General features: G+C 40.0%; 15 protein-coding genes. 4 read left to right on the plus strand and 11 right to left on the minus strand.

The window, feature by feature from the left end:
- From ACVW0P_RS21865 to ACVW0P_RS21875, 3 genes are all read left to right on the plus strand, one after another.
- The coding region (locus ACVW0P_RS21865; RefSeq protein ID WP_457133953.1) for a F0F1 ATP synthase subunit gamma at positions 1–555 on the plus strand (555 nt) is incomplete at its 5' end.
- A 27-nt stretch (positions 556–582) separates the two neighbouring features.
- Positions 583–876, plus strand: a complete 294-nt coding sequence (locus ACVW0P_RS21870) for a hypothetical protein (protein WP_457133954.1) — start codon at positions 583–585, stop codon at positions 874–876.
- Between the two features lie 44 nt (positions 877–920).
- On the plus strand, positions 921–1,373 hold the full coding sequence (locus tag ACVW0P_RS21875) for a pyridoxamine 5'-phosphate oxidase family protein (RefSeq protein ID WP_457133955.1): 453 nt from the start codon (positions 921–923) through the stop codon (positions 1,371–1,373).
- Positions 1,374–1,545: 172 nt separating this feature from the next.
- Here ACVW0P_RS21875 and ACVW0P_RS21880 read toward each other — a convergent pair whose 3' ends face one another.
- The 9 genes from ACVW0P_RS21880 to ACVW0P_RS21920 form a co-directional block, all read right to left on the minus strand.
- Positions 1,546–1,980, minus strand: a complete 435-nt coding sequence (locus tag ACVW0P_RS21880; protein WP_457133956.1) for a hypothetical protein — start codon at positions 1,978–1,980, stop codon at positions 1,546–1,548.
- Between the two features lie 62 nt (positions 1,981–2,042).
- Positions 2,043–3,116: a glycoside hydrolase family 130 protein gene (locus ACVW0P_RS21885; RefSeq protein ID WP_457133957.1), complete on the minus strand. Its 1,074-nt coding sequence runs from the start codon at positions 3,114–3,116 to the stop codon at positions 2,043–2,045.
- Positions 3,113–4,117, minus strand: a complete 1,005-nt coding sequence (locus tag ACVW0P_RS21890) for a type I phosphomannose isomerase catalytic subunit (RefSeq protein ID WP_457133958.1) — start codon at positions 4,115–4,117, stop codon at positions 3,113–3,115. Before ACVW0P_RS21890 ends, ACVW0P_RS21885 begins: the two co-directional genes overlap by 4 nt.
- A 141-nt stretch (positions 4,118–4,258) precedes the next feature.
- Positions 4,259–7,522: a chemotaxis protein CheB gene (locus ACVW0P_RS21895; RefSeq protein ID WP_457133959.1), complete on the minus strand. Its 3,264-nt coding sequence runs from the start codon at positions 7,520–7,522 to the stop codon at positions 4,259–4,261.
- 88 nt (positions 7,523–7,610) lie between these two features.
- Positions 7,611–9,416: an ATP-binding protein gene (locus ACVW0P_RS21900; RefSeq protein WP_457133960.1), complete on the minus strand. Its 1,806-nt coding sequence runs from the start codon at positions 9,414–9,416 to the stop codon at positions 7,611–7,613.
- Between the two features lie 311 nt (positions 9,417–9,727).
- Positions 9,728–10,636, minus strand: a complete 909-nt coding sequence (locus ACVW0P_RS21905; protein ID WP_457133961.1) for a DUF5712 family protein — start codon at positions 10,634–10,636, stop codon at positions 9,728–9,730.
- A 10-nt stretch (positions 10,637–10,646) separates the two neighbouring features.
- Positions 10,647–11,198, minus strand: a complete 552-nt coding sequence (locus ACVW0P_RS21910; RefSeq protein ID WP_457133962.1) for a BfmA/BtgA family mobilization protein — start codon at positions 11,196–11,198, stop codon at positions 10,647–10,649.
- Positions 11,199–11,474: 276 nt separating this feature from the next.
- Positions 11,475–11,912, minus strand: a complete 438-nt coding sequence (locus tag ACVW0P_RS21915; RefSeq protein WP_457133963.1) for a hypothetical protein — start codon at positions 11,910–11,912, stop codon at positions 11,475–11,477.
- Positions 11,913–11,920: 8 nt separating this feature from the next.
- Positions 11,921–12,181 carry a helix-turn-helix domain-containing protein gene (locus ACVW0P_RS21920; RefSeq protein ID WP_457133964.1) on the minus strand — a complete coding sequence of 87 codons (261 nt, stop codon included), beginning with the start codon at positions 12,179–12,181 and terminating at the stop codon, positions 11,921–11,923.
- 269 nt (positions 12,182–12,450) lie between these two features.
- Here ACVW0P_RS21920 and ACVW0P_RS21925 point away from each other — a divergent pair, with 269 nt between their 5' ends.
- Positions 12,451–13,146: a hypothetical protein gene (locus ACVW0P_RS21925; RefSeq protein ID WP_457133965.1), complete on the plus strand. Its 696-nt coding sequence runs from the start codon at positions 12,451–12,453 to the stop codon at positions 13,144–13,146.
- A gap of 310 nt (positions 13,147–13,456) precedes the next feature.
- On the opposite strand, the gene ACVW0P_RS21930 is transcribed toward ACVW0P_RS21925, so the two are convergent.
- Together ACVW0P_RS21930 and ACVW0P_RS21935 are read right to left on the minus strand one after the other, a co-directional pair.
- A complete protein-coding gene (locus ACVW0P_RS21930; protein WP_457133966.1) occupies positions 13,457–14,122 on the minus strand; it encodes an AAA family ATPase in 666 nt (221 codons plus the stop codon).
- Between the two features lie 335 nt (positions 14,123–14,457).
- The gene (locus ACVW0P_RS21935) at positions 14,458–15,654 is read right to left on the minus strand and encodes a site-specific integrase (RefSeq protein WP_457133967.1); all 1,197 of its coding nucleotides are present in this window, start codon (positions 15,652–15,654) and stop codon (positions 14,458–14,460) included.
- Positions 15,655–16,576: the final 922 nt, after the last annotated feature.

Genomic DNA, 16,576 nt, shown 5'->3' on the forward strand with positions numbered 1-16,576 from the left:
GAAATTTGGGTAATCGGCGAACGTATCCAGGCGCTTTTAGCAGACGCAGGGCTTAATATTACGAAGTCTTACGCTGTTCCTGTTTCTATTGATGCCGTTACACCGTTAATTCAAAGTCTTTTGATCGAAATTGAGGAAATTCGTGAAACCAGGCATCTAAAGCAGTTTTATGTATTTCATAATCAGCCCAAAACAGGGTCGAGCTATGAGCCGGTTTTGCAAAGGTTATTACCGCTTGACGAAAAATGGATGCAGGATCTGATGGCTATGCAATGGCCGACAAATACTATACCCGAAGTTATTGGCAATACCGTGACCACTCTAAGCGCACTTATCAATGCCTATCTATTCGTTTCGGTATTTAGAGCAAGTACAGAGTCATTGGCGGCAGAAAATGCTAGTCGCCTGGAAGCGATGCAGCGGGCGGAAAAAAGCATAAGTGATATGCTGGAAACCCTGGGGAAGAAATTCCAGAGTTTGCGCCAAAGCATGATAGATGAAGAGCTTTTTGACGTGGTTTCCGGATTTGAAGCTTTAAAGAAAGAACATCAATAACATAAATCATTATTATCAAACAACGATATGACCACAATTAAAAACATCAAACCATTAAGTGCAGAAGAACTTTTCGACCTGCTAAAAAAGGAATTTGCCCCTTACATCAATTCAAAACTGGATTCGGGTTTAACTATTGAATATGCGCATGTTTATGATGTGATCAACATTTCATTTCCCGAAGTTATAACGGGTATCGCCTTTACCGTTATCGTCTCCATTGATGAGGTATCACTTGAAAAAAATGAAGAAAATATCGATTATGACTCAGCGTTATTAGAAGGTCATTTAATTGATTTTCTTAAGGAAAAATGCGAGTAACAAACCTTTCCATGTAAATAAAGTAAACAACTAAAAAAGAGAAGATGTTAAGAGAATTAAATGATTATCAAATAGAGGCCTTATTGAAAGATCAATTGGTCGGTCGAATCGGGTGCCACGCAGCTGGCGTTACCTACATTGTTCCGGTAAATTATTTATATGACGGTACAGATATTTATTGTCATTCTGCTAAGGGGATGAAGATTGAAATGATGCGCGAGAATCCATTAGTTTGTTTTGAAGTGGATAACATCAAAGAAATTACCAACTGGGAAAGTGTCATCGCCTGGGGGAAGTTTGAAGAGATCACGGAAATGGAAGAAAAACAAAAAGTTCTCCAAAAGTTGACAGAAAGAATTACACCGTACATGATGGATGATTCAATTACCCGTGAACACGGCTTCGTTGATAAAGAAGGTGATATCGGGACTACTGTTGAATTGATTATTTACAAGATCGTAGTAAGTAAAAAAACCGGACGATTTGAAAATAGGTAATTGTCAAAAGCTTTAATAATTAATTTTAACGCCAAACAGATTATTTACCAGCGTTGAAATTGATTATTAGATTGTGTAACGGCGAAGTCCGGCATTGGTTATGACTAACTTTGCAAGTTCGTTGATTTATTCAAAGTTAGATGATGTCTTAGAATCAAGGTTTCCATATAGGCTAATATGAAATTCCCTTTATCGGGATGGGGAATAAAAAGCTGTCCAAAACATTCCAGTGTGCTGACGACACATGATCCTTAAATGATTTCATACTTTTATGCATAGCGGCAGCATATTCTTTATCAAAATTCAACAATAAAGTTTCCAGTTCTGCCAGCTTGGTTTTGATAGCCGCTGTGCGGGATATCTTACCTTTTGGCAATTCTGCATCCAGGTTAGTGAAATTTTCCTTAAATAGCTCGTCGGCTTTCGCATAAAACCCGCTGAGTAGCGGAACGCAGGTATAAGTCTTCATGTGATCAAATTCGACGGCAGCTTTAATATCTACATCGTCCGTCGGACCATATTCATTGGCTGCCAGTAAAGAAATATAAACGGGAAACTTCAGGAATTCCTGTTTTTCGATTTCGGATAATTTTGCGAAAGCTTTCATCTTAATTGTAGTTATTTATTTTGTGGCTTAATTTTATTAGTATAAGTCAGTCGCCGGTTTAATTATATCATACCAGGCAGGGTATCGGGAATTGTCATTTTGGCTACGCCGATCCGATTATCAGCCATCCCATAGTAAACATCTATGCGGTTAGGTTGTCCAATATCGTCGCGACGATCTATACCGGTCGGGAACACCACGTTGGCGATCGTTCCAATCGTTTCCTCCGGTAATTCGGGAATTAATATAGGTTTAGGCGAACGATACAATATTTTTTGTGGATCCTTTTCCGAAAGGACCATTACCCCGGCAGAATACCACAATTTTGGTTTGTCAGCCGTTGATCCCTCCAACTCATGTACACCATGATAAATAATAAGCCATCCATGTTTGGTTAATAAAGGGGGAGCTCCTGCACCTATCTTCAAGTTTTCCCATGGTTCTACTGGTATAGCCAGACGGTGGTTGGATGTGAATTTGGCATATTGTATGGTAGTGTCTTCTCCTAAATTATAATAGGAGATCCAAATACTCTCCTTATGTGAATCTATTTCCCGGTTCTTATGTTTAACGGTTTCCTCGGGAGTGGTGCCTGGAAAAAGCGGGCGATGCAACATACCTATAGACGGGTGTCCGTGAGGGCTGGGAATAACGACAGGGAAAATGCTGGCATCTTTATTATTAATACCATTAAAGTCAACGTGCTTATATGAAAGGTACTTTACCAACCCTAAGCGTTCCCAATTAAAAAGGTCTTTTGACCTGGCCACAGCAATGCGCGGCCCATCCGGCCCGAAGGCGGTATAGGTCATGATGTAATGCGCTAAAGGTTCTACATAAGTTACCCGTGCATCTTCGCAGCCACCTCCACCGTTGGGGCGTTTTTCGTATTCGGCTTCAGGTTGTAACGCTATACCCAAACGTTCTACGCCAGTAGGCTCCCCGGTTTTATTAAATTTCACTCTCGCTATACCTATACAGGAATAATTGTTTTTTGCCACCAAACGCGGGAAAAGGTAAAGGGCACCATCCGGGCCACGGGTTGCTGCTGGGTTAAGTACCCCTTCGGTCTCCAATTCATTGCCCGGTTCGGGCTCCATTATGGTGCCGATGCGTTGTAGCTGAAATGGGTTCATGATCTTTTGCTATTATCCTTGCCAGGTATGTTTATTTGCAATAAGTTAATTTGGTTATCGGGTTGAACGTCGCATTCTCCTATAGCAGCCGGTAGCAGAACCACGTCACCTTTACTAATCGGGTAATGATTGGCATTGGAAACAACCTTTGCCGACCCCTCTAAACAAACTAAAATGGTCGGCTCATTTTTGAAACCAACCTTAAAAGGCGACTTGTATTTCATGCGCCATAATATAAAATGCTCGTTATCGAATAATTTTTCGGTGTTGGTATGATGAGTTTTTGTAACCGGCTTTACCGGCCCAATATCAACCTGGTCAAAATCAATGCAGGCCATCGCTTCATCTACCTGGAGATCGCGTGGTTTTCCGGTTTTAGAGTCGGTTCGATCCCAATCGTAAAGGCGGAAAGTAACGTCGCTGTTTTCCTGTACTTCAAAAACTACGGTTCCGCCAAGCGTATGTACCGTGCCGGAATGAATAAATACAGCATCCCCGGGTTTTGGTATAAAACTATGAAGTTTGTCAGCTACACTATGGGTTTGAATAGCCTGACGCAAATTTTGCTGATCGGTACCTTTCTTTAGCCCGGCATATATACGGCTATCTTTACCTGTCTCTAAAACCACCCAGGCTTCCGTTTTTCCAGTGTCACCTTTAGGTATATAGCTTTTTTGATCGTCTGAAGGATGAACCTGTACCGACAAAACTTCCTTACAATCTAAGAATTTCAACAAAAGCGGGAAATGATCAAATCTGCCAGCCAGTTTTCCCATAAGTTCTTTAGGATATTCTTTCATCAATTGAGTAATGGAATAACCCTTTAGCGAACCGTCAATAACTTTGCTGGCATGATCCTTACGATCGCTCAATATCCATGCTTCACCTATAGGTTCCTCTTTTGGCAGTGGTTTAGAAAGTAAATGCGCTATTTTTCGGCCTCCCCAAAGGCGGTATTGATAGATAGGTTCGAATTTTAAGGGGTATAATGCATTGTTCATGTATTATAGTAAGCATATTTAATGTAATAAGTTTCGATTATAAAAAGAGAGGTCAGTAAATCATTTGGAATCCGATCTTTTTGTGATATGGTTAACTGCTAAAAGATAGTTTAGCGTTTAATTATTAGTAGACTTACCCCGTTATATTTTAAAAAATACCTTAAAAGCGCATCCTTTGCCCATTTCGCAGTCCACCTCAATTTTACCACCCGAAGCATTAACGATTTTTCGGATCAAATATAATCCGATGCCCGTTCCTTCGCTCGTCTCACTAATCCGCTTGTATTTCTTAAAGATCTGATCAACTTCGTCTTTGGGAATGCCGATACCGTTATCCGCGATCATTAATACGATGAACTCATCCTTTTTTTCGGTTTGGATGCTTATCTCGGGTATACGGTCGGGAGAGCTAAACTTCAAAGCGTTCGTAATAAGGTTAAGAATTATACTTCTCAAATTCTTTTTAGCGAACCGAACGTCTTTTATTTTGAAATGGGTATGGAAAACGGCTTTCGAAACTTTGATCTTTTCTTGCAAGACTTCATTGATCTCTTCAAAAATAGCCGGGAAACTTTCGCGGTTATCATCCGTTTCTTCCGATTCGATATATCCAACCCTGGCCAGATCACCGATAATGTTTTTAAAATTTGTAACTGCTTTATTCATCATTCCGGATAAATTCAATACTTCCGGGTCTTTCATATCAAGTTTATCATTGAGTATCTCCAACAACATTTCAATATTCACGATTGGTGCATTTAGGTCATGAGAAGCACCAAAAACAAAGTTATTCAGGTCTGCATTGATCCTTAGCAGGCTTTTATTACTGTTGTCCAAATTACCGTTACTTACGTCCAGGCTTTTATTACTGATGTCCAGTTCCTTAAGCAGTTTTTTTAATTCGGTGATATTATAAAAACTAATGATCGCGCCATCAGGATTTTTACTGTGTTTCTTGAGGTAGGGCATGGTCATGACCTGATAAGTATTCCCGTCTAAAGCTTCCGCCTCCCGCGTAATAGATTCCCCGTTATGGATTACTTTACTGATATCATCTATCAATGTTTCAAATTTTATATTCGTGGTGATATTGCTGAGCGGGCGGCCAATATCACCCTCGCGGATGTTGATATGCTTCACCGCCCCAGGCGAATATCTTTTTAGCAGCAGGTCGCGGTCAACAAACAACTGGCCGTTAATATTGCTGCGGAAGTAATTGTTCAGGTCGTCATTTAGGTCGGTTAGCTCGTCAATAGTTAGTTGATGGTCCTTGTTAACTGTTTGGAGTTCCTCGTTCACTGATTGTAACTCTTCGTTCGTGCTTTGCATTTCTTCATTTGCCGACTGCATTTCTTCGTTGGCGGATTGTAGCTCTTCGTTAAAAGATTGCATATTTTCATTGGAGGAGGCGATGCGTTCATGCGCAACATCCAGCGTATGTTTAAGCTGGGCCACCTCCTGCTCCAGACTGATCACATGTTCTTTGGTAACTTCGTTGATATCCGCTATGTGGATCACATTTTTCTCTGTTATTTTTGTCTGGCTGTCCGTAAACAAAACCAGCAATAGCCTTTCTTCCGATCCGTTTAAGTAAAAGGGACTGATTATTATATTGATGAGTTTGATCTTCGCCTTATCGGAAACTTCGAAGTTAAGACTGTCGAGCACCACTCTTTCATCCAGTTTTAGCGCCTTGTGGGCAGCGGCTTTCAACACTATAGAAACATGATCCGGTAACAGGTCGTTCAGGTTGTGATTGAAGTTGATGTTTTTTAAATAGTTTTTTGTATTACCAAATGACTGAACGACCGATAGATTTTCGTCAGTACAAACACCATTAAATCCGGACTCCTTGAGCAGTGCCGAATTGACCTGGTCTGTAAGTTCGGATTTCGACACAGGTACAATGGCTTTTTTATTTACTTCTACAGTCGTCGTCTTTATGTCGCCTATCATATGGGATGAAAAGGCATCTAACCGGATGGCTTTTCCTGTTTTATTGCTTTTCAGGACGTTCCATTTGCCGCTGATCTCTGCAAAGCCATCTTTAATCACAGACGCGCTCTCGCTTGGCCCCAAAAAAAGGTACCCGCCTTTTTTAAGCCCGAAATGCATCAATGCAAATACTTTTTGCTGTAAAGCCGCATTGAGATAAATGAGCAAGTTACGGCAACTGATCAGATCGATGTTACAATAGGGTGGGTTCTTCGTCAGGTCATGCTGGGCGAAGATCAGCATTTTTCGGATTTCATGTTTGACTTTATAGGCCGTACCTTCTTTCGTAAAAAATTGCTGCAGCCTCGCTTTCGAAACAGTTTTAGTAATGCTTTCCGGGTAAATGCCTTTGGAAGCGGTATCCAGTGCCACTTTACTAATATCCGAGGCAAATATTTTAACCTCGATATTTTTTGGAGTGTTGTTTAAATACTCTTTCACCAGGATAGCTATTGAGTAAGCTTCCTCGCCCGTGGCACAACCAGCCACCCATATTTTCAGGGCATCCCCATTGTTCTTTTTAATGATATCGGATATAACAATTTCCTCGATGATCTTGAAGGCTTCGGGATCACGGAAAAAAGACGTCACACTGATCAGGAAGTCATTTGTCAGCAAGTTTATTTCAGCAGTATTATTTGTTAAAAAATCCCGGTAAGTGCTAACCTTATTAAAATTATTTGCAACCATCCGCCGTTTGATACGCCGGATGATGGTTGGTCGCTTGTAATCGCTAAAATCCAACGGCAGGTTGCCTTTGATGAGGCTAAATATCTCTCCAAGTTCTTCCTCGCTGATGTGGCCCGCAGGTTCATCGGTCAGTAATTCTAAAAGGCCGTCCTTAACATATTCTTCGATAACCTGGGGCATGGCTTCGGGGGAAAGTATCTTATCCGCGCAATCCGTAGCGATCGCGGCCAGCGGCATACCGTTAAAGCCCGCGGTATTTGGATCTTGTACCAGTACGATACCACCAGCTTTTTTTATTGCCTGGATGCCCTTCGACCCATCGTCACCGGTACCTGATAAAATAATGCCAATAGCCTTATTACCACGTTCCTCAGCCAGCGACTTAAAAAAATAGTCGATCGTCATGTGTGGTCGCGGCTGATCCTTTTTGTCCGAAAGGATCAGCCTGCCATTTTTAACGATCATGAATTTATTACTTGGGATCAGGTAAACGGTATTGGCTTTAATATCCACGTTTTCAATAGCTTCAACAACCTGTAGTTTGCTGTGTTGTGCCAATATTTGAACCATCTGGCTTTTAAAGTCGGCTGAAAGATGTTGTATCAGGATATAAGACACGGAGTCTAACGGTGTATAATCAAAGAAGGCAGAGATAGCTTCCAAACCTCCGGCAGACGCGCCGATGGCTATAATGTACTGTTGATTGACAATTTTAGCCATGTTTATTGATGTTTTTTTTACACCTGTAAGGTGTAAGTGTGTAAATGTAACGCTATTGTTAAATATTAATTTATTTATTTTCAGGCATTTATACCTTAATAGGTATTGGTTTTACCGGAAAAGTGATCGTAAAAACAGTGCCTTCGTTAACCTTGCTTTCAAACGATATCGTTCCGTTCATCAGTTCTGTGTAGCGGCTAACAATATTTAAGCCTAATCCGGTTCCGGGTATGTTGCCGGTATTATGTGCCCGGAAGAACGCTTCAAATAAATGTTGCTGATCACCTTCCGGTATGCCAATGCCATTATCCCTAATAACAATGATCAATTCAGTTTTGGTAATGGTAGTATTAAATTCGATCAGAGAAGCAGGCCCCGAGTATTTGATCGCGTTGCTGATCAGGTTAATGATACTGTTTTTAAGCAACGAGGGATTTAGGATAGCCATCCGGCCCCGGCCGGTATGGTGGTATTCAATTCGCTGTTCTTGTTTCGCAAGTGACTGCATATCTTCTGTAATATCTTCCGCAAATTTAACGACATCAAATTCGCTAAGTTTCGGGTTGATCTTACCTGTTTCCAACAGTTCAAGTGATAAAAAATCGTTTAAGATATTGGTCAGGTTCTTGGAAGCATTTTTGATGGTTTCCGTATATTTTTTAATGATGGGGTGATCCAGGTCCTGCGCAAGTCTTCCGATCAACTCGGCCGACAACTGAATGGCTGTAAGTGGCGTTTTGAATTCATGCGATGCCATAGATACAAAGCGGCTTTTTAGCATATTCAGGTGTTTTTCCTTTTCGAGGGATTTGCTAATTATTTCACTGCTCAATTCGATCGCTGTAACAGAATCTATCAGGCTTTTATTGCTGATACCCAGCGCAGCCAGTATTTTGTTCAGTTCGGTAATGTCATAAAAGCTAATAATTGCACCATCTGTATTACCGGTGTTTTGCCGGATGTAGGGCATGGTCATGACTTGGTAGGTTTTCCCTTCGGAAGATTCAGCCTCCCTGGTAATAGTGTGGCCGTCCTGCATAACCTGCTGAATATCGGCAACCAGCGTTTCAAATTTAATATTTGTGGTGATATCCGCCAATGGCCTGCCGATGTCGCTTTCCCGCAGATTGATATGTTTGACCGCGCCCGGCGAATATTTTTTTAATAACAGGTTATGGTCAACAAATAACTGTCCATTGGTATTGCTCCGGAAATAGTTATTCAGATCATCATTTGAATCTGTCAGCTCTGCATTGGTTTCCTGCTGTTCCTTGTTGATGGTCTGTAATTCTTCATTAACAGATTGCAGTTCCTCATTTGCGCTGTGCATCTCCTCGTTAGCAGATTGCAATTCTTCGTGAAAAGATTGTATATTTTCATTAAATGCGTCGATCAATTCGTTCGCCGCTTGCAGGCTGCTTTTTGTCTCTATAAGTTCCTGTTCCAAACTGACCACGTGGGCCAGGGTTACTTGCCTGATGTCTCCGGATGCAATTAGCGACCTGGTCTTCGGTTTTCGTTTATTACTGGTAAACAGGATGAGCAATTGCCTGGTCCCAAACCCGTCACTTAAAAAGGGGCTGATGACCATGTTTACCGAATTTTTAACACCAAAATCCAGATCGCTCAGCGTTGCCAGCTGCTGTAATTTTAAGGCTTGGTGCGCAGCAGCCTTAACTATAATCGCTACCCCATCCGGTAGTAATTCGCCCAGGTTAAAATTAAAGTTCTCATTTTTCAGGTAGCCGGCTGTATTGCCAAAAGCTTTCACCACGGTGAGCTGCTGATCAGTGCAGACGCCGCACAGTCCTGCGGCTTCAAGCACGGCGGTTTGCCCGTCATTTGTCGGCAAACCTTTGGGCGCCAAAATAGCTGATCTTTTACCGTTTTGCACCGCTGTAAGGTTTTATTGGCGATTACCGTCGCGTTAAGTGGAGTATGATTAAAAAATAAGGAAAGTATTTCAAATATAACAAATTACCGCCCGTTCAATGTAATAATAAATTACAGGAAACTATACCTTCCTTTTAATGACAGCAAATTTCGTTACTGCAAATTCATCCAGTGATGACTATAAACAGATTTGAAAGTGATTTGAATCATTTGATTTCTAATTTCGCATCTGTTATTCAGTATTTGAATACCGACCGTCGGCGACGTAGCCTATACAAGTAAATTAAGCGATTATTTGCACATCACATGCGGTTACCTTCCACGACGCTGGTGGCGATGTCTGCCATATACTGCTTCATCATCCACATCATCGGTTATATTAAGATGGATATGTTCTCTTAATGGGGAATACGACTCTCTGGTATCGGCAGCTTGCTGGGTTATGTTTTCTTCCTTCGGCAAGCTATCCGTAGAATTAGACACTTCAATTTCAAACGTATTCATTTCCACCCGTTCCCGCAAACTGCCGTTCTTTTGTGTATTGGCGTAGGTCAGCGTATCTTTTAGCTGCCTGTTAAACTTAAATAAACTATCAAATAGACTTTCGCCACTCTGTTTAAAAGCAACACGATCAAACTGACCCATCTTTTTTGAATGTTCTTCATTTCTGCCCCTTGATGTATTCATAGGACTGAGTTTTATCAGATTGGTCGCGTCTTTCCTGGAGACAATAACCTGTATATGCATTTGCTCTCCCTCTTTACGGTCACCGCGCTTTTTAATACCCTGTTTAACTTCGGGATCGTTATAAGTATAATACCGATAGTTCTCCAACTTGGCAAACCATACAAGGTCCTCGTGGGTATTTACACCTTCCCGCTTAAAGTTCTGCGCGTAAGCATCCATCACGCGCACTGCAAAACCTTTCAGTTGATCCTTTACGCCTTCATCACTATATTGCTCCCTTAAAAAACCGAGCTCTTTTTGGCTGGAGCTAATGTTGACCAAAAAGAATTTGGCATCCGCCTTGCCTAATTTAGCAACGTTATTGTCTAGGGTCTGCATAACCAAATAAGGATCAATATTTATTTGCCTGCCGTTAAACCAATACTCAGGTTCTTTTTTCTTATTCAGCCTGTTCTCTTTTTCCAGGTAATGTACTAACCCGCTACTACTTCTTTTATTGGCAGCTTCTTTACTATCGCTGATATTGATAAACATAAAATACCCTTTATAATGACCGTACCTGATCTTTAACCACTGAGATTAATTCTTCCTTTTCCTTACCCGAGGTAATCATCGTAAAACTTTCCCTTGCTCGGATAAAGCCCTCCAGTATTGACATAAACTGTGACTTTAGCGCTTCCTTGTTTTTTTGGCTTTGCAATATTGCTTCCATCAATTTAGCGATTTCACTTAACATAGCCGCAAGCGCATGCTGGTTGTTCAATACATCTAGATTATGATGCAGTACTTCTGTATTAAAAAGGTCAATGATCTGTCGCTGAGATTCGCCGACCCTATCCATTAGTGATTTCATCGGAACCAGCAACATATTTTCCTGCGTTTTAATAAAGCCGATATATTGCTGATGATTCTTCATTAGTGTGTTTTTTAATAGCTCATCGTTTAAGTCTACCGGATCTTTCTTGCTTTTATAGAAATAATCGACCATCTGAATAAAGAACTGGCGCTTAGTGCGGCCGAGTTTGAGCGCCAATTTTTCAAACTTCTGATCAACCGAAAGCGGGTATCTTACTGATCTTACATTTATATCTTCCATTGTTAATTATGCCATAATATAGTTATACAGGATACTGTCAAGTATCCTTTTTCTTTATGTTTCACCGTTAAAAACCTCACTAAGTATCCCCGGAGGATACGCAAAACCCCCACAGCGTAGTGTAGGGCAAGCAAAGTAGGGCTCTGCCCAACTTCCGCTTGCTCCTTACGATTTCTCGAAAGGACTTTGGAGTTATATTGGTAGCTAGAGATATTGTTCCGGGAGAAAAAGTTCCGGGAGACATTTTGGTTAACAATTGTTGGATCCCTCATGGGTTTAAATACTGGGGGTTGAGGTAAACGGTGAAAGCCAATAAACCAGGCTGCCGGTCTTTGGATGAAAGGAAGGTGCATATTTGATATAGCGCCGGCCATCTAACTCCCGCATACATTTATGATAAGTCGCAATAGAAGCGATCTTACTAAAAGCCATCAGTTCTTTGCGGTTAACATTGAAAGGGCTTTTAAAGCCGTTCCTCTGCCAAAAGACAAACAAAGCGGCAAGTAAGCTGATATGGGTAGCGAATAATGATTTATCCTTTTCCGCTTTTTTTAATAAGCTGCCAAAGGCAGCAACTTCATTCTTTAAAAGATTCATAGGGTTATTATTGTTATTTATGGTGATATGCAGTGGAGACAGAACTTTTTCACAATGAACAAACTCACACCGAACAAATTCAGGTGCGAATAAATCTGCAGTGAAATTGTTTTGCATGAAGAATTTCATTTGCCTTCCAATACTTTGTTAATGTCTTCCAGTTTATAATACATCATGCCGCCCACTTTGGTAAAGCGCAGGGTGCCATTGATCCGCAGGGTCTGCAAAGTTCCCGGAGAGATACTGAGCATCTTTCGCACCTCCACACTTTTCAACCATTGCTTGCTTTCTCCAGCTCCGGGTTTTATGATTTGTTTGATCTCGGCTAAGAGTTCACTTTTGAACTGCTTTAGGTCTTCTTTGGTAATTAATTCGATTGCCGCCATAGATAATACTTTAAAATAAATTGATAAATAAAATTGTCCTTTCTTTTCAGCCAGGCTCAAAAATGGATGAACAGGTAAGACAATAAAGACAAACGTAACTATATGTTTTGATATTATAAAATATGTCAAAACAAATGTATAGATTTGCCGCAGATGAAATAATATGCTTTGATTAAATTTGATAGCTTTTGATTTTTGTAGTTTGAGCAATAAATCAAAGAAACCGATCAATAACGCTCAAAAGCACCCAAAAAAAATTATTTAAAAAAGTGTACAAGATCAGTTATAAGACTTACCTGAATGACCGGCTAAAGGAAGTTGACTTCCATGGAAGGCTTACCCACCCTTTATATGTACAGGTCACCCATGAAAGAAAAACCATCTTTTTTAAAAGCTACTATTTTGAACTGTTCTCTAAACCCCGCTATCTGCTGATGGTTCCACCCTTACCTCCAAAAGGGCCAACCATAGATGAAGTGATTGCCAGTGAAAATGAAGTGATCGACTTTATTATTGAAAGACATAAAGATGATTTCTCGTTGGATATATTCAAGAAAGAATATGCTTATTACAGCAAAGATCTTTGTGATATCACTGAAAGGGGTTTTATGGGTTACCTCTATACTTTCTTTTGGGATGAGGGGATGCCTTTTATAGGCGAACTAATCAAATCTGGCGGCAAGGATATTGTTGCTTATGACCTGTTGAGGGATTTTAAAAAGTCAATGAATAAAGTCCTTTATGATAAACTGGTTGCGAATTCTTTTAATTATTCACCACCTTACCTTCCGCTATATGGCTTTATGACACAAACCAAAAGATGGCCGATGCTCGTTCTCACCGTGATGGAATTCGAACAGCCGGAGAATATTAAAGCTTTTTTGGAATATGTGATGACTTATTACCCTAATATGCCAGCAGGGCAGCTTTTAGAACAGGTAGCTGGTTGGGAGAAGTGTGTTTAAAAGAATTCTATACGAGGGCTAATGAACAGACAGGCCATATTCAACAGTTAAGCAACCAAAAGCGCTAATCCGGGCAAAAATGCAAGGGCGGTCAGTCCGATAAAATACAAAACACAGCTGACCGTTTATATACCCTTGCATTTTTGTCCCGGTTTGGCCTACATTCGCGAACTGGTGAATATGGATTAAAGGAGTGGGTTCTGAAAGGTTGTTGGGAGGGAGCGAGCAACGTCCTTTCGCGGGTAAGGAAAAGCTGTTTCCGACTTACCGCAATAGCGGCATGTAGAAACGGCTTTTCCTGATGGGCTCTTTACCTTCCTCTGTTAAAATCCCAGCCACGTTCTTCGTCGTTATCTTCATTCCTGGAATTATCTCTATACTTATTAGCAATATCGATAATAGTCTGCTCCACGCCAATAGGTAAATCAGCGTTCAGGTAAACAAGCTGTTGATGTTTTATTTTCAGTAATAATACTAATTCACCTAGACCCTTTGAAGCATCAATGATTTCAAGCATATCAAAGCGGTCCGCAAACAGTTCAAGGTATTGTAAGCCTTCATTATAATTTAGCAGGATATTTTTACGATCTACAAAATGACCGCCGTCTAAAACTCTTTCGTTCACTCTGGAAGTAGATTGGTCAATATTTTCTAAGGTCAAATAGACTAAGTTTGCGGTATAACCATATCGCTTGAATTCGTTGGCGATATCCACCAATTCCTTATCTCTGAAATTAGTCTCTAAGGTAAAGTGCTGCTTATGTCGTACAGCTTCGTTAGCTTGTTTAAAAAACTCTTGGGTCGCTGAGTCATACACTTGTTTTTTAGGCATATTAGGTGATCGGGCCTCTATGCGGGCAATAACTTTGTCCACATCAAAAATAATAGCACCCGGTTCCGACAGATCTTTAGAATAAGTCGATTTCCCTGCGCCATTCGGCCCCGCGACAAATAATAGCTGCGGGTTATTTGACATATGATCAAAGTGTTTTTACAAAGTGTTCTTTTCCGTTTTCATCAATACTCATCAGTTCCTTCCTATCCCTATATTCGTGTATAGTATGGGCACTGGTCGGACAGATTAACCGATCATAATAGCTGAAGTAGCCGCCCTTTGCAAACTTTTTAAGTTTCACTGCTTCAGAGGTTGGACGCAGTCGTTCCCGCAACTCATCTTGCGATAAATCGAAGATCGAAACAGAATGTAAATGGCTTGTAGTAGTGCTGCTCATACTTTGGTGTGTTCTCATACAAATATAATTAAAATTTAAAAAAAAGATTATGGTGTAGTTATGGTTTTGCGTATTTCTGTTAAAGTAAAGCCATGTCCTGGCCAACCTTCAGGTCAAGTATTTTAGCATAGTGTTGGGTGGTTTTAATGTTGGTGTGCCCCAGCATTTTACTTACACTTTCAATAGGAACGCCATTAGATAGTGTTACAGTCGTTGCAAAAGTGTGCCGGGCAATGTGAAAGGTAAGAGGTTTTTCTATTCCGCATATTCCAGCTATCTCTTTTAAATAGGCGTTCATTTTTTGATTGGTACTTACTGGAAGGGCTTTGCCTAAATTGCAACAAATCGGGTGATCGTCATACTTATTAAGGATGGTCAAAGGTGTTTGTAATAATGGAATACGACTTGGGGTATCGGTTTTTTTTCGTTTAGTAAATATCCACATTTCTCCATCATGGCCTTTAATTATCTCGTTTCGTTTGAGCTTGTTTACATCGGCATAAGCTAGACCCGTAAAACAACAAAATAAAAAAATGTCTCTTACTTGATTGAGGCGCTCGGTTAAAAAAACTTTGTCTGCCATGGCTTGTAAATCGCCCTCATTGAGAAAAACTCTATCAACCTGTTTAATTCTTATTTTGTAATTACTAAATGGGTCTCTATCTAACCAACCGCTTGATAAACAAATACCTATAATTTTTTTAAAGTTTTTAATGTATTTAAAGGCTGAATTATTGGCACAATTGCGCTCCGAACGCAGATAAAATTCATAATTAGTAATAAATTCATGGTCGATTTTCTTAATATCAATATCAGATATTTTGTATTTCCATTGCAAATAATTTTGAGTATGCTTTAAAGAGGTTTGATAACGGACGTATGTACCCACGGCATATTCTTTTCCAATTAATGCAGCAATTTTTTTATTATGGTCTTTAAAAATATCAATTAGCATTCGTGCCTTTTCACTTTTACCTAAAAATTCATTTTTCAAAGCTTCAGCAGTAATGTTGCTTTTGGTTTCGGTTAATCTACTGTGTGCCTCGTATACTTGTTTTTGCAGGTTGTCTAAATACGAGTTAATGGATTTTGTATCCTCCTTAGTTCCTTTTAATCGCCCGGCAATACTATTCCAAGTACCGGGTTCACATTCTCGTCCTGTCGTCGTTTCGGAACGTTGACCATTCACTGTGATACGCAGATAAATCGGCACTAAGCCGCTTAGATAGTTTTTTGGCTTTTTTAAATAAAAAAGCAAGCTGAAAGTAGTTTTCATAATGTTTAAAGCATTAAAAAGTGAAACAAAATTAAGCTTGCAATTGGGTCTGTACAAGATGTTCAATTATTGAATAGCTTGATTATCAAATTGATAACACGATTTGGTGAGTTAGAATTTTTAAAAAGTTACTCACCGAATTACGCCCCTTTTTATCGCGAATCGGTGAATAATTTAGCCTTTTGACTAAAAAACAAAAGCCTGCAATCATTTGATTTGCAGGCTTTTATTCTGTTTTAACATTGAACTTAGTGGTGGCTACTTTACAAATCTCGAACTATTTCCTATCTGATTTGCGTTTAATCGCTGATTTAAACTTAGATCAATAATTTACGAAGAATTTGTGATCGAAAGAATTTTACTGGCGATGCATTGGTTCGAGTACGATTGGGTTCAACTGATTGGAAGAGAACCCACTGGTACGGATTTCGAACCAATTTATAGAAGATTTGAGACGACTAGCAAATCTAAAATCTGATAGTTAGAATTAACATTCTTAGGTGATAGCACAAAAAGCCGCATTGAAATCTTATTAAAGACATCAAGTCGGCGTTGTACCGTCCAAGAAGAAAAATTGGAACACTTAGAACGCTTTTTAATGGTATTAGAGCCCATTATTGACGACTTGAAAAACAAAGGTATTTTATAAAACAGATATTTTAAAAAGTATATTTGGAGGGGCTCGGCTTATAAATTTACCCTTGCATATTAACTTTCGAACTTATGATTTGGATATTTCCCAAAGAGTGTTTGATGGATGATAGGTGCGTCACCTTATAAGAGTAAATTACTCCTAATAATATACCAGTAATGATTGGGACATATCCAGGGTGGATATACCGCTGATATTGACCACCCAATTCCGGCGGAATGTGACCAGTGATTCCGCGTCAAATTGACCACCCCATTCCGGGGCAAACTG

The sequence above is a fragment of the Mucilaginibacter sp. UYNi724 genome (assembly GCF_054057495.1).